The sequence below is a fragment of the Mesorhizobium sp. WSM4821 genome (assembly GCF_055901555.1).
The window spans coordinates 1-24,946 of record NZ_CM148371.1; the positions used below are offsets into that span (position 1 = coordinate 1).

The following is a 24,946-nucleotide window of genomic DNA, read 5'->3' on the forward strand; positions in this document are numbered from 1 at the left end:
TTTATGCATACCTTTTCATAACAGAAATTATGCTCAGGCCCGGATTATGCGCAGTTGGCCGAGGCGGATGTGGGCCAGTCGCCGTTTCCACCTCGGTGACCTTGACATAATCAGAGGGCTTCGAGGAAGCGCATCAAATTGTCGGGCGGTCGGTAGCGTCCAAGCCTGGCCTCCTGGGGCTGCAACTTCCCGAGCGCCAGCTCTTTCATGGATAGATCGGCCTCCACATACATGTGCGTGGTCGCGGTGTCTTCATGCCCCAACCAAAGCGCGATGACGGTGATGTCGACACCGGACTGCAGCAGATGCATTGCTGTCGTGTGCCGGATCACATGGGGCGAGATCAAGCGGCCAGCGAGAGAGGGAAAATGGCGCCGTGCTGCAGCGACGGCGAGATCCAGCCGTTGCGTGACGTTGGAGCGGGTCATCTTCGCGCCTGCGCGGTTTGGCAGCAGGAAGCCGTCCTGCGCGTTTGCTCCCAGCGATCGCTGCCATCGCCGAACAAGGGCGGCTGTCGGGCGCCATAAGGGAACGCACCGCTCCTTGCGCCCCTTGCCATGCAGGTGCACGGCGGGCTGGCCTTCAAGAACAATATCGCGGCAGCGGATTCCGATGATCTCGGAGACGCGTGCGCCGGTGTTGTACATGAGACTGAACAGCACCCGATCCCGCCGCCCCGCCCATGTCGCATCGTCGGGAGCGTCGAGGATGGCCTGGATCTCCGATCGCGTCAGGAAGCCGATCAGCGGGCGATCGGCCCTCTTCATCGGAATGGCGAGCGCCTGCTCTATGATCCCGAGGGCGTCAAGATCATGATGTCCCGCGTATTTGAGGAATGTTCGCAGCGCGGCAAGCCGCGCGTTCCGGCTCCGTACGCTGTTGCCGCGAACCTTCTCCAGATGGTCGAGGAAATCGAGCAGCAGTCGCGCGTTCAGATCGGTGAGCGCGAGTTTGCTCGGAGGCTTGCCGATTGACGTCTCGGCAAACGCCAGAAGCAGTCGGAACGTATCGCGGTAAGCCGCGATGGTCCGCGGGCTGACGGCGCGATGTTGGCCCAGATGCTCGACGAAGAAGCGCTGCACCAGCGCGGCGAACGACGGTGTTGTCTGCTCACCCATGACAGCGCTCCTCCGCCGCAAATGCTTCGAAGCGATCGCCGGCCGCGACCATCAGGTCGGGAATGCCGGTCAGGTACCAATAGGTATCGGAGACCTTGGCATGGCCGACATAGGTGGCCAGCGCGGCGATGGCATTGTCGATATCCGCGCCTTCGTTCTGCCAGCGCTGCACTCGCCGGCAGATGAAGGTGTGGCGCAGATCGTGAATGCGAACCTCGTCATAGGCCCCACGAGCAACAATATTTGCGTCCCGACGCAACTGCTGAAATGTCCAATGGACCTGACGCTTGGACGGCACTTGCCCTGAGGCGCCGACGAAGAAAGATGCATCCGACTCGGCCGGAGCGGAGCGGGCGCGGATTGCCACATAGCGCGAGAGCGCAGCGGCGACGCTGGCATCAAATGGTACGTGCCTTGACTTGGTGAACTTGGTCATGCGCACGGTCAGACATCGGCCGGCAATGTCGACGTCGCCGCATCGGAGCTTGAGTGCCTCGGAAATCCGCAATCCCGTGGCTGCGATCAGCCCCAACATGGTCTCGTATGTTGCCGGTCGAATGGAGTGTTGCGGCTGCAGCCGCCGCGCCGCCTGCAGCAGAGCGACGATCTCCTGGTCGGTGTAGATATGTGGCGTCCGGCGCTGGTGCGCTTTGCCGAATATGCTGCTTACGGGAAGCTCGTTCCGTGGGTCGAGACGTCTCTCATGCTCGGCAAAGGGCCGCAGCACTTCGAGGCGGCGCACCCAGGAGGTTGGCGTCGCGTTCCGCGCCTCCCCCTGAACCCAAGCGACCACGAGCGTCGTCGTCAGCGGGCCGCGATGGCCGGACAGATCGGCGAAGCGAGCGAACGACCGCAGCATTATGCCAGAGGTCTCGAGCGAGAATCCAAGGCGACGTCGCTCCACAAGATAGGCGTCGATCCGCGCCTGCATGGTCAGCGACCGGCTCATGCCACACTCCCCGGCCACGGCATAGCGACCGCCGCGAGCCGCTGAAGGTCGACCTTCGTGTAGATCATGGAGGTGTCGATGCTCCGATGGCGCAGGATATCGGCGATCTGCTTCATGGGCACACCAGCGTTCAGCATGCGGCTGGCGACGCTGTGCCGGAGGATATGAACGCGTGTCTGAGACCAGCCGCAACGTTTGTAGGCGGCGAAAACGGCGCGCCTTACAACGTCTTTTTGGATCGGCAGGTCATAGGGCGCGACGTGGCGTACGAATATTGCGCGGTTCGTGCTCGGTGGACGTTCATGCCGCAGATACGCAGCGATCGCGTCACCCGTCTCGGGCGGCAAGGGAAGGACGTCGAAACGCCGGCCCTTTGACCGGGAAATGCGGATCGTACCCTGCCGCCAATCGATGTCGCCGAGCTGCAGTTGCACAACCTCACTGGTTCGGAGCCCAAGATCGGTCAGGCACCGGACCATGGCGTAGGCCCTCCGGCGCGACGGGAAATCCTTGTCGAATGAAGCGAGCAGAATCTCAATCTGCGTGTCGGAAAGCACATCCGGTAAGCTGCTCAGCCGCCAGCATGCAACGCGAGGGATTGCGCCGAGTAGATGCTGAACGTCGTCGCCCATCATCTGCCGAAACCGGAGATAGCAGCTGATCGCACCCCCAACAATGCGAATGGTGGCGGTCGTCCAGCCCTGCAGTTCGCCGAGGATGAAGCGTCTCACACGCGCCGGCTCAAGGCCGGCGATAGAGATCTCCCCTTCCGGAAACTGTTCCTCAAGAAAGCGTCGAAGAATCCGCTCGCGCCTCGCTCGTGTGCTGACGGCTAACCCGCCGACATCGCGCATGTAGGCCCGGAATGCCGCCAATTCCCCGCCATGTGTGGTGTGTGCGGTAGCTGCGGGAATGGCGCCTTCGGCACGCAGCACTGCAAGCAAATGCGTGATGGCCGCCCTGAGTTCGTGCGGCAAGCGACGGGCCGGATAAGGGCAGTCACAGACGGGAAGATGCTCGCTGATAAACCGAACTCGCGCGGCTTCGCCTATGGACTCTAACGCGAGCCGTTCGGTCGAGATCCAGTGGGCGAAATGGGCAATGCAGCACAGATAAACACGTGCGGTGCTGGGCGCATAGCGGGCACGGCCCAGGTGCTCAAGATAGCGCTCCGAGAATGGCCCCAACGGGCTGTTCTCAAGCCACTGACGGGGCGCCGGCTGCAGTTTGATTTGGTTCATGACGATCTCCTCTACGGTTGGCGCGCAGAGGAGATCAGGATTATGTAAACCTACGGTCGCCCGGCCTGCTGGGGATGCCCGGCATCCGCTCGCATCCCAAACGTCGCGCACACAAACTGCGCATAATCCGGGCCTGAGCATAATTGCGGTTGAGCGCGAATCGGACGGATTGAGCGCTGGACGGTGTTGCTGTCGATCTCGATGCGGCCTTCGTTAATGAAGCGCGGAACGCCTTCCCAACGTGAGAGCGCGTATTGACCGGGCGAGCTTGGTCTTGAGATCGATCAGGCCGAGCTTTCGTGCAGCCAAGGTTCAGGCTCGGCGACAATAGCGCGGCTGTTTTCCTGACACGTTGCACATCGGCCGGTCGTCCGCTGATATCGTGCCCGATCCTATAGAGGTCGGCGATCCGTCTCAGCGCGCCTGGCTGGCGATCGGCGCGTTCCAGGCCTACAATCGCCTTCCAATGCCAGCCTGAATCGCGGCGAGAGCTACCAGTCCGGGAATCGCATAGCCTCTCCGTCGCCAAAACAGCTGTTCTGCCCCATCCTGGCCATCGAGCTCAACGCCCCGCGTCGGAGCGCTCTCGGCTTCTGGAGGAAGCCATGAGGTCCGCTCGGGCTTGATCGGAGTCACGCCTGATGGAAGACGTGTTTGCTTCGGTCGCCTGGCGCCCCACGGCGAGGCTTTGCGGATTCTCAGTCCTCTGCCTCTTCGCCGGTCTCAACAGCGCTGTGTAATGTTCGTCGTTGATGATGACGCCCCCGCTGTTCACGCGGTTGCTGCCGTCAGGTGGGCTCAGCAGCTCGTTAGGAGCCTCGCGAGTCCTGCCCAAGTGCTGGTCAAACGGCGCTGGCGCGACTTGTCGGGCTTGCTGCTCTTGGAATACGGCGTGTTGCACCTGCGACCCGGCTGCTCCCAAGGCTTCCGCGGGGATTGCGGCAAGCTCGTGCGGCAAGCGGCCCTGCCTCAGTCGGTTTTGCAGCGCCTGCCGATCGGCGACGAGCTTGCCGAGGTGCAGCGGCCGCTGCCGTTCCGGCCACTCTTGGTTCGCCAATCTCTGAACCAGCGCGCGCGTGCCGTCCACCACGAAGACGCCGCAATCAACACCGTTGTTCTGCCGGGCCATTTCGGGTGTCACCAGGGCGGTCGCGTCCAGTCTTGCTGCGAGCTCTCGTGCAGGTGCGTCATTGTATCCCCGTCCATCGCGCTGATGGATGGAGTCGTAGTGATAGGCGACCGCTCTTTCCGGGTCGCGGCGATCAACGAGCAGCAGCGACCAATGCTCGTTGTGTCCATCATTCTCCACCATAGCCATGGGATTGCCACTGTTCACCGGCAGGAACACGAAGTCGGCTGCGACGTCGTTTTGATGATAGATGGACAGCAATGTAGGTTGCGGGTCCCGATCGTGACGGCGCAGTTGCTGGGAGACCAAGGGATCCACCAGCCGCGTTCGGGCGGCGAGCGCTGGGTGGGCCGCCTGCAGGTTCTGCTCCAGCAACTGGTAATCCCTGTGGATATGGGCGTCGCCCAGCAGGTCGGCGCCGAGCACCGCCCCCTCGGGGAGGTTGGACGAGCCTGACGGAAAAGCTCCGATCCGTGCATGGGAAGAGGTGGTCAGATCGACCAACGGAACACCGCGATAGGTGTCTGACAGCCTGGCGGTCGCAGGCAAGGCGTGTCCTGGAGCCTTTGCCGATACTGCCGTCACTGCAGCTTCCCTCATCGCACCGCGATCGACAAGCCAAACGTCGTTGCCTCCCTCTGGCCTCCGGGCGGTGTAGCCGTGACCTTTAATCTCGTAGTTCCATTCCGGCTGGTCCGCGTCCGGCAAGAGGCCATAATGGTACAAGGAAGGGAGCATCGCGTCTGGGACGCGTTGAGTCCCATGGGAGAAGCCTTCAGGGACGGCGAATGAGATGTTTATGAAGTCCTCGACCGCAGCGGGGGTCGCCTCAGATCTTGCAAAGGGCGCGGCCTCCGCATGCAGGTTTCCAATGTGTTCGGATCCTGTGCCTTGAATGGGTACCCCTGCCAATGGCAATTCGCCCAAGTGCTGCACGGGGGGCTGTATCGGCAAGCGGCCGCCTGAATTGTCGATTTCGCTCGGCGGCTGCTGAACGGCGGCGGCTTGCGGCGGATTCAGGGTCCACTGCCTCTCCGTCGGCCGCAACGGCGCCGTCGAATGTTCATTGTTGATGATGAACCGCTCGGGTGGCAGGAGGTTGCCCTGGTCAAGCGCATCCGGCGTGGGCCGGATCTGCTGTTGGCTGGCAGCTAACGCTGGCGGGGCGGCGGCCTCAACTCCGGCGTGTCCAGAGCCGGCCGCTGCCAAAGCGTCCGCCACGATCCTGTCTGACGCGGGCTTCGCATCGCGAACCCGTTCCAGCGCCAAGCGGAGATAATCGTTGCCTGGAAACAACACCTCGGCGAATTCGATCCGCAAATCATGATCCAGCCCAGAGATCGTCCGGCCCCGCCTCTCAAGCGCCTCAGAAAATCTGCGAAGACTACGACCATAGACAACACGGGTGCTTGGGGCCAAGCTGCTGTCACTGGTCACTTGTTCCAAGACATGCGCATCTGCCTTTGAAGGCACCGTCACTGGCCACCGGCCAGTCGCTGAATAGCCCGGCTCATGATACGCACGCAGGACGTTCAACGCCGGCCTTATATCCTTTATGTCAGTGTCTTTCGGAAAGAAGGTATCGAGGTGATCGACCAGGGATTGGTGATTTCTTAGATCAGTCGCTTGGCCACGAGCGCCGAGATCATTCGCCAATCGGCGAAGTGCAGACGTGTAATTTCGGAGCGTCGGCGCGCTATGGTGTTGCTGAGCCGCAGCGTGGGCGATCGCCTTGTCAATCACGTCCCGGTGTTCGTCGGACAGATGGGGATAGCGGTTAGCCGGGGCACCAACAGCCGCTGAATAGCCCGGCTCATGATAGGCACGCAGGACGTTCAAGGCCCTCTTCATATCATCGTTTTTCGGAAAGAAAGCATCGAGGTGATCGACCAGGGATTGGTGATTTTTTAGGTCAATCGCTTGGCCACGAGCGCCGAGATCATTTGCCAATCGGCGAAGGGCATACCTGTATTTTAGGACCGTGCTCTCGCTATATTTTTGCTGAGCCGCAGCGTGGGCGATCGCTTTATCAATAACGTCCCGGTGTTCGTAGGACAAATGGGGATAGCCGGTGGCACGGGCGCCACTCGCGACAGGATCGGCTCGGCGCGGCTCGGCCACGTGCGGCTCAAAGCCCGCTTGCCGGGCCTGGCCCGCATCAGGCAAGGGGTCGTGGCGGCCCACGAAAGGGAGCATCGCGTCTGGGACGCGTTGAGTCCAGTGGGAGAAGCCTTTGGGGACCGCAAATGAGACGTTTATGGAGTTCTCGACCGCAGCGAGGTGCTTCTCAGCCCATGCGGACGGCGCGGCCTCCGCATGCAGCCTTCGGGTGTGCTCGGACCCTCTCCCTTGAACGGGTACCGCTTCCAATGGCAATTCACCCAATTGCTGCACGAGGGGCTGCATCGGCACGCGGCCGCCTGAATTGCCGATTTCGCTCAGCGGCGGCTGAATGGCGGCGGCCTGCGGCGTATTCAGGACCCTCTGCCTCTTCGCCGGTCTCAACAGCGCTGTGTAATGTTCGTCGTTGATGATGACGCCCCCGCTGTTCACGCGGTTGCTGCCGTCAGGTGGGCTCGGCAGCTCGTTAGGGGCCTCGCGCGTCTGGCCCAAGTGCTGGTCAAACGGCGCTGGCGCGACTTGTCGGGCTTGCTGCTCTTGGAATACGGCGTGTTGCACCTGCGACCCGGCTGCTCCCAAGGCTTCCGCGGGGATTGCGGCAAGCTCGTGCGGCAAGCGGCCCTGCCTCAGTCGGTTTTGCAGCGCCTGCCGATCGGCGACGAGCTTGCCGAGGTGCAGCGGCCGCTGCCGTTCCGGCCACTCTTGGTTCGCCAATCTCTGAACCAGCGCGCGCGTGCCGTCCACCACGAAGACGCCGCAATCAACACCGTTGTTCTGCCGGGCCATTTCGGGTGTCACCAGGGCGGTCGCGTCCAGTCTTGCTGCGAGCTCTCGTGCAGGCGCGTCATTGTATCCCCGTCCATCGCGCTGATGGATGGAGTCGTAGTGATAGGCGACCGCTCTTTCCGGGTCGCGGCGATCAACGAGCAGCAACGACCAATGCTCGTTGTGTCCATCATTCTCCACCATAGCCATGGGATTGCCACTGTTCACCGGCAGGAACACGAAGTCGGCTGCGACGTCGTTTTGATGATAGATGGACAGCAATGTAGGTTGCGGGTCCCGGTCGTGACGGCGCAGTTGCTGGGAGACCAAGGGATCCACCAGCCGCGTTCGGGCGGCGAGCGCTGGGTGGGCCGCCTGCAGGTTCTGCTCCAGCAACTGGTAATCCCTGTGAATATGGGCGTCGCCCAGCAGGTCGGCGCCGAGCACCGCCCCCTCGGGGAGGTTGGACGAGCCTGACGGAAAAGCTCCGATCCGTGCATGGGAAGAGGTGGTCAGATCGACCAACGGAACACCGCGATAGGTGTCTGACAGCCTCGCGGTCGCAGGCAAGGCGTGTCCTGGAGCCTTTGCCGATACTGCCGTCACTGCAGCTTCCCTCATCGCACCGCGATCGACAAGCCAAACGTCGTTGCCTCCCTCTGGCCTCCGGGCGGTGTAGCCGTGACCTTTAATCTCGTAGTTCCATTCCGGCTGGTCCGCGTCCGGCAAGAGGCCATAATGGTACAAGGAAGGGAGCATCGCGTCTGGGACGCGTTGAGTCCCATGGGAGAAGCCTTCAGGGACGGCGAATGAGATGTTTATGAAGTCCTCGACCGCAGCGGGGGTCGCCTCAGATCTTGCAAAGGGCGCGGCCTCCGCATGCAGGCTTCCAATGTGTTCGGATCCTGTGCCTTGAATGGGTACCCCTGCCAATGGCAATTCGCCCAAGTGCTGCACGGGGGGCTGTATCGGCAAGCGGCCGCCTGAATTGTCGATTTCGCTCGGCGGCTGCTGAACGGCGGCGGCTTGCGGCGGATTCAGGGCCCACTGCCTCTCCGTCGGCCGCAACGGCGCCGTCGAATGTTCATTGTTGATGATGAACCGCTCGGGTGGCAGGAGGTTGCCCTGGTCAGGCGCATCCGGCGTGGGCCGGATCTGCTGTTGGCTGGCAGCTAACGCTGGCGGGGCGGCGGCCTCAACTCCGGCGTGTCCAGAGCCGGCCGCTGCCAAAGCGTCCGCCACGATCCTGTCTGACGCGGGCTTCGCATCGCGAACCCGTCCCAACGCCAAGCGGAGATAACGATTGCCTGGAAACAACCCCTCGGCGAGTTTGATCCGCGAATCATGATCCAGCCCAGAGATCGTCTGGCCCTGACTCTCAAGCGCCATAGAAAAATTGCGAAGATTACGACCATAGATAAGACGGGTGGTTAAGGCCAAGCTGCTGTCACTGGCCACTTGTTCCAGGACATGCGCGTCTGCCTTTGGGGGCGCCGTCACTGGCCACCGGCCAGTCGCTGAATAGCCCGGCTCATGATACGCACGCAGGAGGTTCAACGCCGGCTTTATGTCCCTGTTTTTCGGAAAGAAAGTCTCGAGGTGATCGACCAGGGATTGGTGATTTCTTAGATCAGTCGCTTGGCCACGAGCGCCGAGATCATTCGCCAATCGGCGAAGTGCAGACGTGTATATTCCGAGCGTCTGCGCGCTATGGTGTTGCTGAGCCTCAGCATGGGCGATCGCCTTATCAATCACGTCCCGGTGTTCGTCGGACAGATGGGGATAGCGGGTGGCAGAGGCACCAACAGCCGCTGAATAGCCCGGCTCATGATAGGCACGCAGGACGTTCAACGCCCTCTTTATTTCCTCCTTTTTCGGAAAGAAAGCATTGGCGTGATCGACCAGGGATTGGTGATTTTTTAGGTCAATCGCTTGGCCACGAGCGCCGAGATCATTTGCCAATCGGCGAAGTGCAGACGTGTATTTTCGAACCGTGCTCTCGTCATATGTTTTCTGAGCCGCAGCGTGGGCGATCGCCTTATCGATAAGGTCCCGGTGTTCGTAGGACAAATGGGGATAGCCGGCGGCACGGGCGCCACTCGCGACAGGATCGGCTCGGCGCGGCTCGGCCACGTGCGGCTCAAAGCCCGCTTGCCGGGCCTGGCCCGCATCAGGCAAGGGGTCGTGGCGGCCCACGAAAGGGAGCATCGCGTCTGGGACGCGTTGAGTCCCATGGGAGAAGCCTTTGGGGACCGCAAATGAGACGTTTATGGAGTTCTCGATCGCAGCGAGGTGCTTCTCAGACCATGCGGACGGCGCGGCCTCTGCATGCAGCCTTCGGGTGTGTTCGGACCCTATCCCTTGAACGGGTACCGCTTCCAATGGCAATTCACCCAATTGCTGCACGAGGGGCTGCATCGGCACGCGGCCGCCTGAATTGCCGATTTCGCTCAGCGGCGGCTGAATGGCGGCGGCCTGCGGCGTATTCAGGACCCTCTGCCTCTCGGCTGGCCGCACCAGCGCTGTGTAATGTTCGTCGTTGATGATCACCCACTCGGGTCGCAGGTGGTTGCCCTGGTCAAGCGCTTCCGGCCAGGGCCGAATCTGCTGTTGGCTGGCAGCTAACGGCGGCGGGGCGGCGGCCTCAACTCCGGCGTGCCCAGAGCCGGTGGCTGCGAAAGCGTCGGCAACGATGCTGTTGAGGTCACCCGGTCGAGCGGGCATTCCTGGGTCGCTGAAAAGAGACGAGGCGGCTTGATCATCCTGCCGTCGCTGAAGCACTTCGCGGAACCCCTGTTCAAGTCGCAGAACCTCTTCTGGATTCGTTGGCGACTCGTCAGCTTGATCCAACAGCCTGCGGGCCTCGGCAAGGTGCTGGTTATAGCCCACTTGCCGGGCCTGGTCCGCCTGCCCCTCTCCCAAGCCGGCGCCCTGCACCTGCGACAAAGCTGTTACACGGGATGGGTTACTATTTCGCGGGTTCATACTAGCCTCACATCAAACTGTATCGTCAAAGTTCTGTGCCAATCCGCGCAGCTGCTCATCGGTTGAGATTCTGCCAAGAGCCCCTCGTCTGCTTCCATCAAGGGTGCCGGCTCCGGTAGGGCGCCTGTCTGGCTTTCGAGATGCGTCCGCATGGCGAGTTGCGCGAGGAGTTTGAACTTCTCCCCCGGCTGGGCGAAGAGGGCCCCGATAGAAGACGGGAGTTGCGAAACCCAGATAGAGGGGCGTCTCGAACCAAAAGGCACGGATGTCAAACGTCATCAAAGCCTCGCCGCTACCCCCATGGCGAAACGTTGCGTACAGACTTGCCGCGCAGAAGCCCAAGGCGAGTGAGCATGCGATGCTAATGGCTATGTTGGGGGGCGTCGTTTTTGTTGAAGGCATTGTTCCATTGCCGGATTAGCCATAGATAATGCTGCGCTTGCTTCAGACACAGGAGCGACGTCGCGCGATGTCGCCGCTCCAAAGATCGATGCCGGAGCGGATGGTGCGATGCTTGCGTTGCACCGCCCGCAGACGTGATTCTGAAAGTTACCCTAAGGCAGGTACATCCACGGGCAGCGCATTGGAAAGGGCAAGGCCGTGCACGGAATTCGGGGAGACGGCGTCACTTACCATGGCCGAGACCTCAACGGCCTGAGCGATCTCTGCTTCTGGAGGCAGCCATCAGATCCTCGCGGGCGTGATTATAGGCGTGACTTAGGGACTGCCCGATTTCACCACCCCGCCGCAGCTGTTGACGGGAGGTTTGCGGGCCTACTGTATCACGGACTGACGCCGCAATACCTGCTATGTGGCCGTCCAGATTCGCATTCCGTTCCTCTGCTGCATGCTGCGGCGGAGGCATGTGCGGCAAGATATCTTGCATGCCGGGAACTGCGTAAGCTTGGGCCTGTTGATTTGCGTCGAACTGGTGATACGCCGCCAATTGCGGCGGCTCGACAGGAGGCCGGGGCAGCGAGTCCAGTTGGTTGACGGCCACCAGAACTGATTCCACTGCGTCTTGGTGCGTGCGCGAGGAAGGATCCATTCCGTACGCTTCCTGAATCATCAGTGATGCGATTTCCTTTTGATGGTCTCCAGGAATACGGGACAATGCGTTGCGTACACTATCAGCGAACTCGGGTGAGATCACTTGTACTTCTGCATATTTCTCCCACGATACGGGTGCGTTTTGCTTCCGGCGCAAATCGTGGGCAGTCTGTTCATTTGTGTCCGGATGCACGAACGGAATCAACCCCTCAACACGGTTTTTCAGGAATTCGGCGGTGCTTTTGTCCATCGACCAATGACCTTCCTCGGCCGGCACTCCGCTCCATGCGCTGTCTTTCAACCGAACAGCGGGACCGTTGGCCCAGGCATCCATCACCACGGTCGACCTCGGGTCGCGGCTTCCGCGCCGCAGTTCGTTCCAAATGTGACCCGTCTTGACTGGGATCTCGTTACCTTCGCCGGTTATCTCTTTCATTGACACGGAAGCACTAGAGGTCATGCTCCGCTCGTCGGCCGCCATGTGTGGGGCGTGGACGATAGCGGAAAGGGGAGCGGTCTGGTTGCAGCACGCCGCTCCCATGACTACGGCCAATGCAACCTTAATGTGGGCGTCTGCTCCCACCATTGCAACCGCCGATCCGATGCTGTTGTGGCCGTGAGAGGGAATGTCGTCCACCTTAACGTTTCCCCGGCCATGCTTGAGCAGCACGCGAACGTCGTGAACTGTTTGCCCCGCTGCCGCGAGTCTTATCGGGCTGGTGACCTCGTCACCGACGACACACGCTCCCATATGGTAGGCGGCCTGCTGGATCTGATGTGGCTCCAGAGGCGCATCTCCGCCCCGTCGCAACCTGTCGGCAGGCGTGCCCAGGGAGACCCTCAGCGCTGCCGTGGATTCTCGCGGGGACTCTTCCGTGTCATGTGTGGCATGTCGAGTCGATCCGGAGGATTTGGAGATGCAAATTCCCATAGCCGTTCACCTGTTGTGGAGTTTCTGATCGCCGAGGACGGGATACGCGAACGGGCGATTAACCGTCAGTGTCATCTGGATGAGCTTCCATCAAGGGTGCCGGCTCCGGGAGGGCGCCTGTCTGGCTTTCGAAGATGCGTTTAAGGATGCGGTCCGAAAAATATCGCACCTTCCTCAATTGCAATGGTGGCAGGCCTTTGATGAGAACAATCTCGTAGTCTTCGTCGAGCAGCCGAACCTGTTCGGGACGCAACAGCGGTGCACCTTGATGCGAATTCTGAATGTTCCAATCGAACGTTCGCGCCTGGCTGTAGGAAATCGACTTGGCTTCAAACGTGTATTCACCGATGGCTTTGGAAATGTAGGTTGGAGTTTCGTCATCGGCAGTGGCCATGAACACTTGCAGGCCGGTATTGCTGAGAAAATTCTGCTTGCCAGCCTCTCCATAAGCCCCCGTCAGTGCCGAAAGGCTTTGGATGATGAGCATGAAACGACCCTTGTAGCCCGCGATGGTCGTAATTGCGGTCTCGATCGCCTCCAGCTTACCCAAGTGCTTGAACTCGTCGAGCAGAAAGAGAACCTCGTTCTTTTCATCTTGGCGGGGCAGCGACCGCTGTAGGATTGAAACGATTTGCTGAAAGAACAGGCGTACCAAAGGCGCGATCACCTCAAGGTCGTTCGGACCCACGCACAGATAGATGCACGTTCTGCGACGGCGAAGATCATAGACCGAAAAGTCCGAGCGACTTGTAGCTGCCTTTACAGCCGGATCCGCCCACAGATTGAGCCCGCCATCGCCGAGGACGGACGTGTAGGAGGTCAGGATTTTTGTATCGTTCCCCGCCATGTCGTCGAAGATGCGTTGTGCCTCTTTGTTCCGGGTCTCCATGGCAAGTTGCGCGAAGAGCTTGAACTTCTCCCCCGGCTGGGCGAAGAGGTCATAGACGGCGCCGATTGTTGGCGTGCCCCGCTCGATACAGGCAAGAATCCCCGCGACAAAGATATCTCGCGCGCCGCTGACGAAACCTTCCGCGCCCTCCCCCTTGGCCGTGATCAGGTTTGCGGCCAAGCGGCGGGCTTCGGTGAATTGCAGCTGTGGAGGCAGCGCTATAAGATCCAACAGCGGATTGTAGCAGTTGGTGCGCCGCTCCGAATCCAGCGGCGCGAATTTGAACACGTTGTCGCCTGCGGCTTTGCGCGCCCTCGAGGTAAGCTCAAAGAGCTCCCCCTTGACGTCGAGAGCTATCACCGAACCTTTGAATGTAAGGAGCGTTGGAATGACTATGCCGACGCCCTTGCCGGCGCGGGTCGGTGCAACGATGAGGCTGTGAGGCTGCTCGCCATTGGTCAGGTAGTACCCAGGCCAGAAAGGGCTACTTGTCTTCCCAAATACCGGCCCTGCCACGCTACGGTATCGTCGCAGATATCCGGTGCGTCGCATTTCATCCACTCGCGCCCAGCGTGCCGTCCCGTGATGTTCGAGTTTGCGCCGCAATACGATCTGCTGAATCAGTAAGACGACCGCCGACGTGGCGAGCACGATAGCTACGCCCTGATAGAACACGAGGGTTACGAAACCCAGATAGAAGGGCGTCTCGAACCAAAAGGCACGGACGTCAAACGTCATCAAAGCCTCGCCGCTACCCCCATGGCGGAACGTTGCGTACAGACTTGCCGCGCAGAAGCCCAAGGCGAGTGAGCAGGCGATGCTAACGGCAATGTTGGGGGGCGTCGTTTTTGTTGAAGGCATTTGTTCCAGTGCCGGACTAGCAATAGGTAATGCTGCGCTTTTCTCAGACACCGCAGCGACGTCGCGCGCTGTCGCCGCTCCACAGATCGATGCCGGAGCCGGTGGTGCGATGCTTGCATCGCACCACGGTAGACGTGGTACTTTTGAAATTACCCCAAGGCAGGTACGTCAGCGGCCAGCGAATTGGAAATGGCAAGGCCGCGAACGGAGAAAGCGTCACTGCACCTGACGAGACCTCAACGGCCGGAGCGATCTCTGCTTCTGGAGGCAGCCATCAGATCCTCGCGGGCGTGATTGTAGGCGCGGCTTATGGACTGCCCGACTTGACCACCCCGCTGCAGCTGCTGATGGGAGGTTTGCGGGCCTACTGTATCACGGACTGAAGCCGCAATATCTGCTATGTGGCCGTCCAAATTCGCATTCCGTTCCTCCGCTGCATGTTGCGGCGGAGGCATGTTCTGCAACAGGCCATGCAGGTGGGGAAGTGAGTTAGCTTGCGCTTGTTGATTTGGGTCTAACTGATGATACACGGCGACAACAGCATTTTGGGCGGTCGCCTTGACCATTTGGTGCTGATGAGGATCAGCAGCCAATTCCATCGCCTGGTCAAAAATACGAGATTTATGTTCATCATTAAATTTACTGAAGTTTTGCGCCACAAACATGACCCCTAGAGCTTTCTCCATTGGATCCATGTCGCCAATGCGATTGATAAGAGCAGTCTGCTTCTGGGGTCCCAGAAAATGGGCTACATTACTAGCCGCGTGGACTTGGAACAATGCTACATCGGCCGAGTTGAACCCCAATCCGTCCGTCAATCTGTCGGCCAGAGCGTTGGCTGATCCTCCGAGCTGGTTGTTGCGCCTATCAAATCTGCTGAGGTCAGACTCTTGCCCGGGGGCCATGTCCTGAACGGCGCGTCGCATTTGCCTCTCGGCGGATTTGAAGCTCCCAAGATCGCGTGCTGTCTCGCGCGGGTTAGCGGTTACTAGCCGTTCTGCAACATTGGTCAGTGGCCCGACTGGAAGGCCATCGTGGTTACGCCGTTGCTCGGCCCTCCTCCCCTCGCGGGATGAACTTCCAGCTGCACGTTTGCTGTCGCGATCCATTGCTCGGCCTCCAAAGTCGTTATTCTACCCAAGAGGTTACCACCTAAGCTTGACCTGCTGAACCGATATGATGTTACAGTTGTAGTCTGGCAGAGGGTTCCCAGCTCTGTGGGTCTGCCAAGAGCCCGCCCGAGCCAAGAAAATATGATAAGGCTGGCATCAAATGCGATGAGTGGGGTCTGCCAGAGGACATGAATGGCACGCCGTCGCCGACTCTTCGCCTCCCTTTCCGGTCCTTGCAAGAGCCCGGCATGATATCCCCGCGGTAGGTTCTCCTTTGGGCGCAGGCTTGCATGCTCGAGGGTTTCGATGAGGACCATCGCCCACTCCGGCTGATCAGCCGCGGCTGAGCTGTCGTGCTCCCTCGGCAAGGAAATCAGTCGCGACCTGACCGGCAATTTGCGCAGCGCCGCGCCAATAGCATCGCTGTACCATGCCGTCGCCAAGGCATTCCTGCCGCAGGCCACAAGTGGCAATCCCTCGGCCCAACCGGCGCCAGGCGAAGAGCAAAGGTCCGACGGCGAAAACGCGCGGGCGGGCAGCACGGCATCGCGCAATGCCGCTCCGTTCGGCGACGCGGCCGCCTGTCGTCGATGCGCCGCGGTCGTCAGCACCAGCCTCTGGCGAGCCAACCGTCGCCTGGGCGATCGCGACATCTTCAATGCCTTTGTGCCGGGATTTTCTCAACGGGAGCCGCCTGGCGCAGCCACTCGAGACGGACGGCATACTTCAGCGCCACCGTGACCAGTGCAATTGCCGCGCGGCTTTTAGCGACCAGCATCAGGTTGCTATTTGAAGGAGCCTCTCACATCGAAGGCATCGTAGAGCCGGCCGGAGTTGCCTCTCGCCTGATGCCGAGGCGCGCCTCAAACGATTGTTGCCTGGCAGGGTCCTTGCCGCGCTGTGCAATTTGGGAGACCACGCGTCAATGAATCGGATCAGCTTGCTTCTGCTGAGCGCATTTCGGGGTTCGGACCCGTGTCCCTCAAGAAGAGAGTGGTTCGATCCGGCACAGGCCCTTGGGCGGGGGGCTGGGGTGAGCCGGTGCCGGACCGAACCGTCTCAGGCAACGCCCGGGTATGTCGTGGGATATTGCGGCAACTTCGTGGCCAAAACGTGAGGGTAATGTGTCGTGGATTCACCGATTCCAACACGCGCATTGCAAACGTGACTGGACGTCTAAGAAACCGCGCAGCGCTGCTGAGTTGTCGGGAGCTCCGCCCGTGGGCCGCTAGCTTGGCCGTGAAAATAGCCCCCCGATCAGACGTCGGATTCAGGAAGGCAAAAACTCGCAATGTTGTTTCTGCGGGGCGGTCGAGGTCCGCGCTTCGCGCGCTGTCGATGCTGGCTCGACGCGCGGGTACGGAACGCTGCAGACCATGGCCGGCGACCGAGATGATGGTCGATGAAGCGGCCGAACTGCTCGGCATCGATCCAATCGAGCTTCGCCTCAAGACCGCGTTCAAGGCCGGCATGAAGAACTCGCAGGGCGCCATTGCCGGCGAGGCGCTAAGGACCGAGGAGATCCTGGAGCGGGTCCGTGCCCATCCGTTGTGGAGGGATCGCGATGCGAACAAAGCGGCGTTCGATACCGCCAATCCGGGTAAGCGCTACGGCATCGGTTTCGCGCAGGTGCAGAAGGATTACGGCACCGGAGCCGAGGCAGCGGTGACCGCGGTGTCATTCGATCCGTCCGGCCGGCTCACCATGCGCCAGAACGGCAATGATATCGGCACGGGCCTTGCCACCTCGCAGGCGGTGATGGTCGCCGACATCATCGGCCGAGTGCCGCACGACTATGCCTTCGGGATCGTCGACTGGCCCGAGATGCCTCTCCTCTCCGCCCGAGGAGCCCTATACGACGCCGCGGGACAGGGAGGACGCGCTGGCACGCAATCCGCGCTGGACGCCCCTCGTTTATTTCACCGATGAGCGCCTCAAACAGCGCCTATTTCGTCGGCCACGCGGCGGCGGCGCGGGCGCTGCTGCGCCTGTCGCTCTGGCCGGCTGCGGTCGCGCTCTGGTCGAGTTGACCGGGCGGCGGGCGGGCGGGCCGCTCGCTGTCGACTGGCGGACGTGCGGATCGCAGATGGCAAATTGACGGTTGGAGGGATGGCGCCGCTCGCATGGAACAACTCGCGGCGGCGGCGCACAGGCTCGGCCTGGTAACGGGAGTCAGCGTCCATGTGTTCAACCGCTGGCAATGGCCCGAGGCGGTGTTCGATGTGCCGAATGTCAGCGCCATCCGCTTGCCGGTCGACGCGCTTTCCGTCTGCTAGGGGCAAAGCGCGCCGGCTGGTTTGAAGGCGCTGATGACCTGCGGCGGCTTCCATTTCTCGACCGGCGTCAGGTCTTCTATCCGCCGGTACAGCGCCAGAACGCCGCCGGCACCTGTTACACGGGCGTGGCGACGATCGCCGAAATCGCAGTGAACACCGTCTCAGGCGACGTGAAGCTCCTTGCACATCATTCCATCCTCGAATGCGGCACTCAAATCGTGCCGGAACTCGTCTCGGGTCAGTTCCAAGGCGGCTTGGCTATGGGCGTCGGCCACGCCCTGCTCCAGGAATTGCCGCTCTATGAGGACGGTCCCGGTGAGGGGACGTGGAACTGGAACCGGTGTCGCCTGCCGAATGCCAGCGATGTCGCGGTCTGGACACAGACATCGGAGGTGTTGGCGCCGCTTTCCGAAATCGACCACCAAAGGGAATGGCCGAAGTCGTCAATGCCGTCAACCACGCCATCGGCAAGACGCTGATCACGCCAGAGGAGATTTTGCAGGCCCTGCCGTGACCGTTGCCACGCGACCACTTTCGATGACGGGTCAACACTCGCAAGGTCGGTCCTGTCGACGTACCTGACGATCTGATGATGATCGACTTCCTGCACGAATATCTCAGCCTCACGGGCTCGCGGCTTGGCTGCGGCCAAGGCATCTGCCACGCCTGCGCGATCGTTCTCGATGGGCCGGAAGGAAGCTCCCGCGAGATGCGGAGCTGCATCACCGGAGCGCATTTCTTCGAGGGCGAGTCCGTCCGCACCATCGAAGACCATGCCGAACGCGACGCAAATGGCGACATCGTCCGGCTCTCGGCGATTCAGCAGGCCTTCGTCGAACGTTTTTCGTTCCAGTGCGGCTATTGCACGCTGGGTTTTGTCAACGGTGCGACCCTGCTGGGTTGAGCATCTCAAAGAGAAGCGGGTCCGCAGGGCAGATGTCGAACGCACGATCGAGCAGGCGCTTGAGCCGCACATTTGTCGTTGCACCGGTTATGTCCGTTATTATGAGGCGGTCCGTCACGTGATCATGACCACGCCCGGCCTAGTACAGGGCTGAGGTCGGGCAATCAGGCGTTCCTGGATATTTGGCCTGTCGGCGCGCATCATGTCGACGTGCAGCCAATACGGGCGGTCTGTTTCCGGGACGCAGGCCTGTCCCCTTGATTGCCGCAATACGGTCAATTGGTTCTCGTTTGTGCCTGCGCTTGCACGGCACGCCTCGCATCGCGGTTCATTACGTTTGCTTTCGGTGTGCCTGGTCAAGTCTTGTTTACTGGCCGACTGGGCCATAGAAAAATGCTGACATCGATCAGTGTTACGCGCGGTCCCAAAAATGCCCTTCCGACGGCAGCGTTGGGAAGCTTGGCGGGCTCAACATCTCTTGTTGGAGGGCATGCGCAGCTTCAAATCAAAGGATCTATTCCCGTTCTTGCAGCTGACACCAAGCTGTTGAGATAGCGCGCGCGTCGAGCGACAGCAGATCATCGCGATGAAACCGCGCTTCAGGACTGCCGACCAGCGTTTGCAGTTGCGTGGGCTAGATGCTTCTCCCGGCAATGCCACGGTGACCGGCGCGTCCATACAAAAGGACAGCAGCCAACACTGCACAGTTTAAGCCTTCTTCCCCGCCGAACCCAAGACACTGTTGATGGCAACTTCCATCTCCTTGCAGCTCTGCACGACCGCCCCGAAATCCGGCGCGTCTGCGGCTGTGATGCCGCTTTCCTGCATGATCCGGTAGTCCTTCTCCAGTTCTTTCAAGGCGGTGCCAGAAGGTACCATAACGATCTCGCCGGAGACCGCCTTGCCGTAGTCCACGATCTGGCCGTCCTTGTCCTTCTCCTTGAAGAAAAAAGACTTGTGGCGCGCGACCTTCCTCGCGAGCTCCGCGTCTTCGAGCGCAGATGCCCAATGTTTCGACTTGTAGATGTAATGGAGATCGTGCCAGTGCCTCGAGAAGCGGTCTTTCTTGAGGTTCTGCTGAAGACAATAAACGTGAGCCGCTGTCGCCTTCTCCCAGAAGGTGCGCTCCACCGCCATCGCGTGGACTGACGCCGTCGGAAACACGAGACCCGTGTTCGCCTGAGCCGCATCGCAAGCTATTGCGTGTTCTTCGGCGGGCCGCCCCGTGGACCGAGCGCCGAACTCCAAAAGAACCGATGAGCGAACGTAAGAGTGACCATCGAAACGACTCTCAAAGTCGACATTGAGCGTTTCCGAGGAATTATAGGCCAAGGTCACCTTGATGCCTTTGTCGGCCATGGCTCGCGCCATCATCGGAGCGAATTCGTCTTTGATCCACCCCGGCAAGCGCTTCCTGACCATCTCAGTTAGCTTGCTCGCCTGCGATCCGCTCGGAGGAATGCCGTCCTCGTCAAAGTTCCCACCATCAAGGAACTTTGTCATGTCATAGGTCAGATCCAAGTCTTCAGAGAATCTGTCGATCAGCCGATAGACTTTGGAAAGCGATGTTCCCCCTTTGAAATACAGGAGGTCCTTGACTGCGGATGTGTAGATAGCGTCAAGCGTCGCGACGACCATGACGTCCTTTTCAAGGATATGCGGCTCGCGTCCCAATGTTTCCGAAGCGGCCAGAAGAGCGTTCTTTGCTGGCTACGTTTCAAATCGAAGAAGGATTCACCGCTCATTTTCTGCTTTCGAGATCGCCGCATGGACCCAAGCGGGCACTTTCGCCTTGAGAGCGACTACGCGAGTCCATTCCTCGGGGGTCAGTCTGTTCTTGAGCAATTTCGCGTAGTGGACACCGTTAGCTCGGCCAAGGTGCGCGATTGCCCGGATGGCCTCGCCCGACCTGTTCTTTGGCAGACTCGTGATCCAAGCGGGCGCGTGCTTGAGGCGTATTGTGCGGCGGCCAAGTTTCAGGTTCTTCGACTTTCCGGTCGTGAGAAAGACTTTTTGAACCGGAACTTGTGTCGTCAGGCCCAGCTGGTTCGCCGCCGTAGCACCGGAATTGACGACCTTCTCACCTGACAACGAGGCGTACGACTTCACGACGGCTTCCGCTTCCGGCAGCACATATCCATAGGGCGTTTTTCTAGAGGGCGTGTACATTCCCCTGTAGACGCGCGCCAGTTCGCCCTTTTTCGCAAGTCTGCTCAGAGCTTGATCGGCTGCCGCACGGTTTCCAGAGCCAACGAATTCCTTCGAAGTGAGCAAAGCACCTTCCTTGGCTCTTTTCGTACGCATTTGAACCGCTCGCGTGACCTCTTCCATGGCATTAGCTCCTGTCAGAGAGAAGATTCGAGTTTCTGACCGAATTGGCTCTTATCATATTGATTGCAAAGAAACAGTTCAAGATGGGCTATGGCCCAAATCTGGACGCTATATTCCACCCAAATTATGACGCGGCCTGCCTGTCCCTACCCGCCGTCTGGCATTGAGCTTTTGGAACGGGATCAGGCTGCCGCAGGTCTTCGAGCCTTCCTGCACGGATGAATGAGGCATCCCGGGTAAGGCGGCTGTGGAAGTTGGTCGAGTCATTACTGCCTCGCCCGCAACTTCAGGCCCGACGAGGTTGCCGATGATCGGCAGCTCCATGTCGGGGCCGCGGCTCAAAGATTTTTGGGAATCAAATCGCGACCATCTTACGGCCGCACCGAAGTCGAAATCGGCCAATTCAGAATCCGAGCTTCAGCGTCGGATCCACAGTTCCCCGTGTTTTCCTGAAGGGCTCGCCGAAGTCGTCTTCCAGAGCCACATTGGCCAACGCAAATTCGACGAGCTCGGCATCAGATGTCAATCCAGTTCGAGCTTTGGCCATCTTAATGAGATCAGCACTCACCCGTCCCGCAATCCTGCCGTCCTTCTCAGCGCGCAGGCCGGATTCTTCCGCCCTCTGCAGAACGGCGTTAATCCTGGCCAAGCGGCGCATCTGCAATTTCTCGGCCAGTTTGGAAAGGGTTCTCGTCCGCTTGCCCTTGGATCCTTGGCCGCGACGCATACGTACAGCCGTCTTCGTCATCGGGGTTTCCGCAAATTCCGTTTAACAAAAACGATTTTAAACAACATAGCAGGCAATGTTTTTTCAAAGACCCCAAATAGAAGGCGGCTGTTGTCAGCCCCGGAGGTTGCTTTGCTGAAGCCCTCCAAAAGGAGGGATCGCACGCGCTCGCGGGCCAAGCTCGCAGCGGTGAGTTTTTCACCTCCTCCGAGCGCCCGGCAGCGCCAAGTTGGCGCGATTCGGGACTGCTAGCACCGCGCCAATTCGAAGACCGGTGCGGCCTTGACCCTCGCCAGCACCTGACATACTTTCTATAAGCAATTTGCGTAGGGAACGCGTGTGAAGCCCGATGATATCGAACTCATTGTGGACGCTGAAATTTCGGAGGACCCATGCCTCCTCTTTGATGTCGTCACGCCCGATGGCGTGCTTCAGCTATTGGCGGACGTGGAGATGGGCAGCAACCATCTTGTTGTCCGTGACCTCCATATTGGGGGCGATGCCCAGGTCCAATGGGGTTGGTCCAAATTGCGCAAGCTCGGTCGAGTGATCGCGGAGAAGCTCAATGTCGACTACATCGAAGTTCATGGAGCGGTTCGGACAACGGGTGCGAACCCGGGACGTCGTCCAGGTGTCGTCAGGCTCTCCCGTCCGGCTGAGCCTCAGCTTTCTACACGGCGCGAATACTCCTGAGGCTGCCAGGGTTCTCGTCAGGAGACAGCTGCCGCTGAGGACGGCCCATGCGGTTCTCACGGAGATGGTCGATCAGGGCAAGGCGTTCGTGACCGTTCCTTGCGTCGACGACCTGCGGGCACTGAAGGACGAACTCTCGTCCGCAGGAGTGATCGCGAAGGTTCATGCGCCGCGGCCGATAAGCGTTCGCGAAGTTCGGGATAGCACCAAGCTGTCCCAGGAGGCGTTCTCCGTGAGGTATGGCCTCGATCTGGCAACGCTTCGAAACTGGGAGCAAGGTCGCTCGGAACCGGATTCAGCGGCGAATACTCTGCTTTGGACCATCGCCCGGAATCCGGAGGCAGTCGAAAAATCGCTCGACATGGAGGACGAAGTGGCGGCGCCGTCTCCCTAGTAGTCTAAGTCTTGGGGAGAGGCCGTCGGAACGGCCACTCCATCGCGCGGCTACTCGGCATGCCAATGAACTCCAACCCGACAGCGCTTTGCACCATCGTGGGCATATCCCAATCAGATCCGCAAACTGCAGCACGACCTGTCGAGACGCACGGAGCACGCCCTGGAGGCGGGCCTGCGCCTTCGCGGGAAGACGGCCAAGCATCTCACTCCCTTAGCCAGAACCGGAATATCTCGTCACCGCTACGGCCCGGAAGTGGCCGCCACCGCCTCGCAGATAAACCGGCTCACCGCCACCCTTGAAGAGGTAGCGGCGCAGGTCACTGCATTGATCGCGCGGCCCGCGAGATTGCAGCAGGAGATCCAGCTGCCTCCTGGGAGGTTCACGGCCGGGATTCAGCGGCCTCCTCGTCTGCTGCGACAGCTAGTCCGGTGACATGATGCACCAGGAACACGTCGACGAGGTACGCAGCCTCGTCCCGGGAAATAGGCAACATGTCTGCCGTGATTTCATTATCGATATAGGACTCGGCGTCCCAAAGGGTGCGAGTCAGCTTCTCGTTGGCCGGCTCAATCCGCTCAATGACTCTTTCGAACGCGGCGTTGGCGGCCTCGATAAGCACGGTACGGTCGGCCCCGGCGACTGGCAGGGACGCAATAACGGGATGGGAATCCATGACGAACTTGTCCTTCTGGAGTGGCGGTCTCTTGCCTCAGCATTTTCGGTCGCCATGCCGACGCTGGTTCTTGCTGGGGTGGCTCGTCAAAGCGCCAGGCGCCACCTTGTGCTCACATGCGCAGCCGCAGGATACGCGAGAATTCGGCAGATGCAATCAAAGGTGACAAGCACGGTAGCGCCAGGGGCAGAACAGTGTCGGCATAGTGGGCGAAAGGCGGTCTGCGAGCTTTAGGTTCCCGCACGAAGCGGTCTGGAACCAAGCCTGATTCCCGGAGCCGCCGTCGCGCGTCCCGTCAAGCGCAGGCGCGCGCATTCCGCAAGGGCTTGAGCGGAGCGTTCCCTTGAGGACGAGCACGGCTGAGCGAGGGACAGAGCGCGTCGGAGCGGACCGGGTTCAGGCGGCCTGAATCCTTGGTGAGTCCAGCGTCTTCTTTGGTCGGCCGATCGGGCGAAACGCCGTTCCTGGGGTCGACAACCTGGCCCTGCCATTTCGAAAGCAAGGAGCTAAGGGGATTAAGCCTTCCAATTTCGGTACCCGTTGTCTGGTCGGCGGATAGATGAGTGTTGTGATCTCTGCTACAATCGAAAAGTAGAGTCGAGGGGGGCGACAATGGTTGAAGTGTTCCGCGGAAGGAGCGGTAAACTCGAACACGAAGGGGCCGCGCTCGGTAGAGTCCATGCGCAGGCAAATCACCGCAAGGCGTTGGGGTATTGGCTCGGGTTCTTGAAGGGCGTGATGGCCAGCGAGCGGGTCGAGTGGGCGGAGATGCCGCCACTCAGGGTCGAAGCTGAGCAGTTCCTGTCCCTTCTTCGCGACGATGATGCTGCCGAGCTCATCCGCGATCTGGATATTTGGGGTAACGCGCCCGAAGAGATCTACGCCGTCCTTGAAACAATAATCGGCATACGCTCACGGGAGTTTGTCGCCGCTGACGACAAGGACCAAGTCAACGAGTTCTACGGATTCTGTGCCGGCATCGCCTGCGACAACTCCATCACGCCAGCAGAGGTCGAAAAACTGCTGTCCAGGTTGGACTCGAGTGTGGTCCTGCGCAGAGACAGCCGCGTGGCATCTCTCGGAGAAACTGCTAGAAGGTCTTTTGCTGACGGTCGCATAACCGCCGACGAGGCAGAAGACATATGCGGATGGATTGCCCGTCTCGTCGGCGACAGCGCGATAGACACGGGGCTGCCTACCTTCGGCAATGTGGGTGTCATTGACGGCGCCTTGGAGGATGCAAGCCAGTTCGTGATTCCGAGCCGGATGTTCGTCCTCACGGGAAAGTTCGCCATCGGCCCGCGAAAGGCAATCGCTGCGATGATTTGCGAACGCGGCGGTGATTGGAAGGACACCGTCTGCGGCCAGACCGACTACCTCATCGTCGCGGCCGAAGCGTCTCGGGACTGGAAGCACAGCCACGAAGGCACGAAGATCATCAGGGCAATGGAGCTTCGCGAAAAAGGAGGTCGGCCGCATCTGGTTCTTGAACCGATGCTGGCCAAAGCGTTGGGTTTCTGACCGGCAAAGGGAAACCTATTAGAGGTGCAGCTTCAGAGCGTGGTCGCGTCGGAAGCGCGGAGTTGAACACGTGAGCCTTAGTGAATCGTGATACGGGGGTCTGAGCGCTCGCCATACTTTTCTGAACAGTTGTGCTTCACTGGTTCACCGGAAGCATAATCGAGGCTCGACGTGCGGCAACGCTCGGCTGCTATTTCTCTGTCAGTGCCGAGATGACCGTTCGGATCGTGGCCGCTCTCTCGTCTGCGACTTGCCCATCGATCGGATACTGAC

19 protein-coding genes and 2 pseudogenes are annotated in these 24,946 nt (G+C 60.3%); 8 read left to right on the forward strand and 13 right to left on the reverse strand.

Annotated features, from left to right (window positions below; translation table 11 throughout):
* Positions 1 to 110 precede the first annotated feature (110 nt).
* From AC0NID_RS00005 to AC0NID_RS00045, 9 genes and pseudogenes are all read right to left on the reverse strand, one after another.
* Positions 111 to 1,082, reverse strand: a complete 972-nt coding sequence (locus tag AC0NID_RS00005) for a tyrosine-type recombinase/integrase (protein WP_474033392.1) — start codon at positions 1,080 to 1,082, stop codon at positions 111 to 113.
* A gap of 28 nt (positions 1,083 to 1,110) precedes the next feature.
* Positions 1,111 to 2,067 (reverse strand): tyrosine-type recombinase/integrase, encoded by a 957-nt coding sequence (locus AC0NID_RS00010; protein ID WP_065011732.1) that lies wholly within the window; start codon positions 2,065 to 2,067, stop codon positions 1,111 to 1,113.
* Positions 2,064 to 3,308 (reverse strand): site-specific integrase, encoded by a 1,245-nt coding sequence (locus AC0NID_RS00015; RefSeq protein WP_473459477.1) that lies wholly within the window; start codon positions 3,306 to 3,308, stop codon positions 2,064 to 2,066. The genes AC0NID_RS00010 and AC0NID_RS00015 overlap by 4 nt, the downstream gene beginning before the upstream one ends.
* A 158-nt stretch (positions 3,309 to 3,466) precedes the next feature.
* Positions 3,467 to 3,749, reverse strand: a pseudogene (locus AC0NID_RS00020) (IS66 family transposase); the annotation flags it as partial.
* 121 nt (positions 3,750 to 3,870) lie between these two features.
* Positions 3,871 to 10,308, reverse strand: a complete 6,438-nt coding sequence (locus AC0NID_RS00025) for a C48 family peptidase (protein WP_474033393.1) — start codon at positions 10,306 to 10,308, stop codon at positions 3,871 to 3,873.
* Between the two features lie 201 nt (positions 10,309 to 10,509).
* Positions 10,510 to 10,710, reverse strand: a pseudogene (locus AC0NID_RS00030) (type IV secretion system ATPase VirD4); the annotation flags it as partial.
* A gap of 244 nt (positions 10,711 to 10,954) precedes the next feature.
* A complete protein-coding gene (locus AC0NID_RS00035) occupies positions 10,955 to 11,995 on the reverse strand; it encodes a type III secretion protein (RefSeq protein ID WP_473458570.1) in 1,041 nt (346 codons plus the stop codon).
* Between the two features lie 352 nt (positions 11,996 to 12,347).
* A complete protein-coding gene (gene virD4, locus AC0NID_RS00040) occupies positions 12,348 to 14,039 on the reverse strand; it encodes a type IV secretion system ATPase VirD4 (protein ID WP_473458644.1) in 1,692 nt (563 codons plus the stop codon).
* A 236-nt stretch (positions 14,040 to 14,275) separates the two neighbouring features.
* Positions 14,276 to 15,148, reverse strand: coding sequence for a hypothetical protein (locus AC0NID_RS00045; protein ID WP_473458572.1), 873 nt, complete (start codon positions 15,146 to 15,148; stop codon positions 14,276 to 14,278).
* 1,398 nt (positions 15,149 to 16,546) lie between these two features.
* Between AC0NID_RS00045 and AC0NID_RS00050 the strand changes: the two genes are divergently transcribed.
* The 4 genes from AC0NID_RS00050 to AC0NID_RS00065 all read left to right on the forward strand — a co-directional run bounded on the left by AC0NID_RS00050 (position 16,547) and on the right by AC0NID_RS00065 (position 18,331).
* Positions 16,547 to 17,080 (forward strand): molybdopterin cofactor-binding domain-containing protein, encoded by a 534-nt coding sequence (locus AC0NID_RS00050; protein WP_473458574.1) that lies wholly within the window; start codon positions 16,547 to 16,549, stop codon positions 17,078 to 17,080.
* A gap of 194 nt (positions 17,081 to 17,274) precedes the next feature.
* Complete coding sequence (locus AC0NID_RS00055; RefSeq protein WP_473458576.1) at positions 17,275 to 17,427, forward strand: hypothetical protein; 153 nt, start codon at positions 17,275 to 17,277, stop codon at positions 17,425 to 17,427.
* A 125-nt stretch (positions 17,428 to 17,552) separates the two neighbouring features.
* Positions 17,553 to 17,906: a molybdopterin cofactor-binding domain-containing protein gene (locus tag AC0NID_RS00060; RefSeq protein WP_473458578.1), complete on the forward strand. Its 354-nt coding sequence runs from the start codon at positions 17,553 to 17,555 to the stop codon at positions 17,904 to 17,906.
* Positions 17,907 to 18,016: 110 nt separating this feature from the next.
* The gene (locus AC0NID_RS00065; RefSeq protein ID WP_473458580.1) at positions 18,017 to 18,331 is read left to right on the forward strand and encodes a (2Fe-2S)-binding protein; all 315 of its coding nucleotides are present in this window, start codon (positions 18,017 to 18,019) and stop codon (positions 18,329 to 18,331) included.
* Positions 18,332 to 19,039: 708 nt separating this feature from the next.
* On the opposite strand, the gene AC0NID_RS00070 is transcribed toward AC0NID_RS00065, so the two are convergent.
* The 3 genes from AC0NID_RS00070 to AC0NID_RS00080 all read right to left on the reverse strand — a co-directional run bounded on the left by AC0NID_RS00070 (position 19,040) and on the right by AC0NID_RS00080 (position 21,410).
* A complete protein-coding gene (locus AC0NID_RS00070; protein ID WP_473458582.1) occupies positions 19,040 to 19,969 on the reverse strand; it encodes a nucleotidyl transferase AbiEii/AbiGii toxin family protein in 930 nt (309 codons plus the stop codon).
* Between the two features lie 96 nt (positions 19,970 to 20,065).
* On the reverse strand, positions 20,066 to 20,662 hold the full coding sequence (locus tag AC0NID_RS00075; protein ID WP_473458583.1) for a DUF6088 family protein: 597 nt from the start codon (positions 20,660 to 20,662) through the stop codon (positions 20,066 to 20,068).
* A gap of 403 nt (positions 20,663 to 21,065) precedes the next feature.
* A complete protein-coding gene (locus AC0NID_RS00080) occupies positions 21,066 to 21,410 on the reverse strand; it encodes a hypothetical protein (protein ID WP_473458584.1) in 345 nt (114 codons plus the stop codon).
* A gap of 318 nt (positions 21,411 to 21,728) precedes the next feature.
* On the opposite strand from AC0NID_RS00080, the gene AC0NID_RS00085 reads away from it, so the two are divergent.
* On the forward strand, positions 21,729 to 22,082 hold the full coding sequence (locus AC0NID_RS00085) for a hypothetical protein (RefSeq protein ID WP_473458586.1): 354 nt from the start codon (positions 21,729 to 21,731) through the stop codon (positions 22,080 to 22,082).
* A 64-nt stretch (positions 22,083 to 22,146) separates the two neighbouring features.
* Positions 22,147 to 22,476, forward strand: coding sequence for a helix-turn-helix domain-containing protein (locus tag AC0NID_RS00090; RefSeq protein WP_473458587.1), 330 nt, complete (start codon positions 22,147 to 22,149; stop codon positions 22,474 to 22,476).
* A gap of 382 nt (positions 22,477 to 22,858) precedes the next feature.
* Here the strand turns inward: AC0NID_RS00090 and AC0NID_RS00095 are convergent, their stop codons facing one another.
* Positions 22,859 to 23,152, reverse strand: a complete 294-nt coding sequence (locus AC0NID_RS00095; RefSeq protein WP_473458589.1) for a hypothetical protein — start codon at positions 23,150 to 23,152, stop codon at positions 22,859 to 22,861.
* A 612-nt stretch (positions 23,153 to 23,764) separates the two neighbouring features.
* Here AC0NID_RS00095 and AC0NID_RS00100 point away from each other — a divergent pair.
* Positions 23,765 to 24,673: a BRCT domain-containing protein gene (locus AC0NID_RS00100; protein WP_473458591.1), complete on the forward strand. Its 909-nt coding sequence runs from the start codon at positions 23,765 to 23,767 to the stop codon at positions 24,671 to 24,673.
* Between the two features lie 131 nt (positions 24,674 to 24,804).
* Entirely contained in the window at positions 24,805 to 24,945 is a 141-nt protein-coding gene (locus AC0NID_RS00105) for a hypothetical protein (RefSeq protein ID WP_473458593.1), read from the forward strand.
* The last annotated feature ends 1 nt before the right edge of the window (position 24,946 follow it).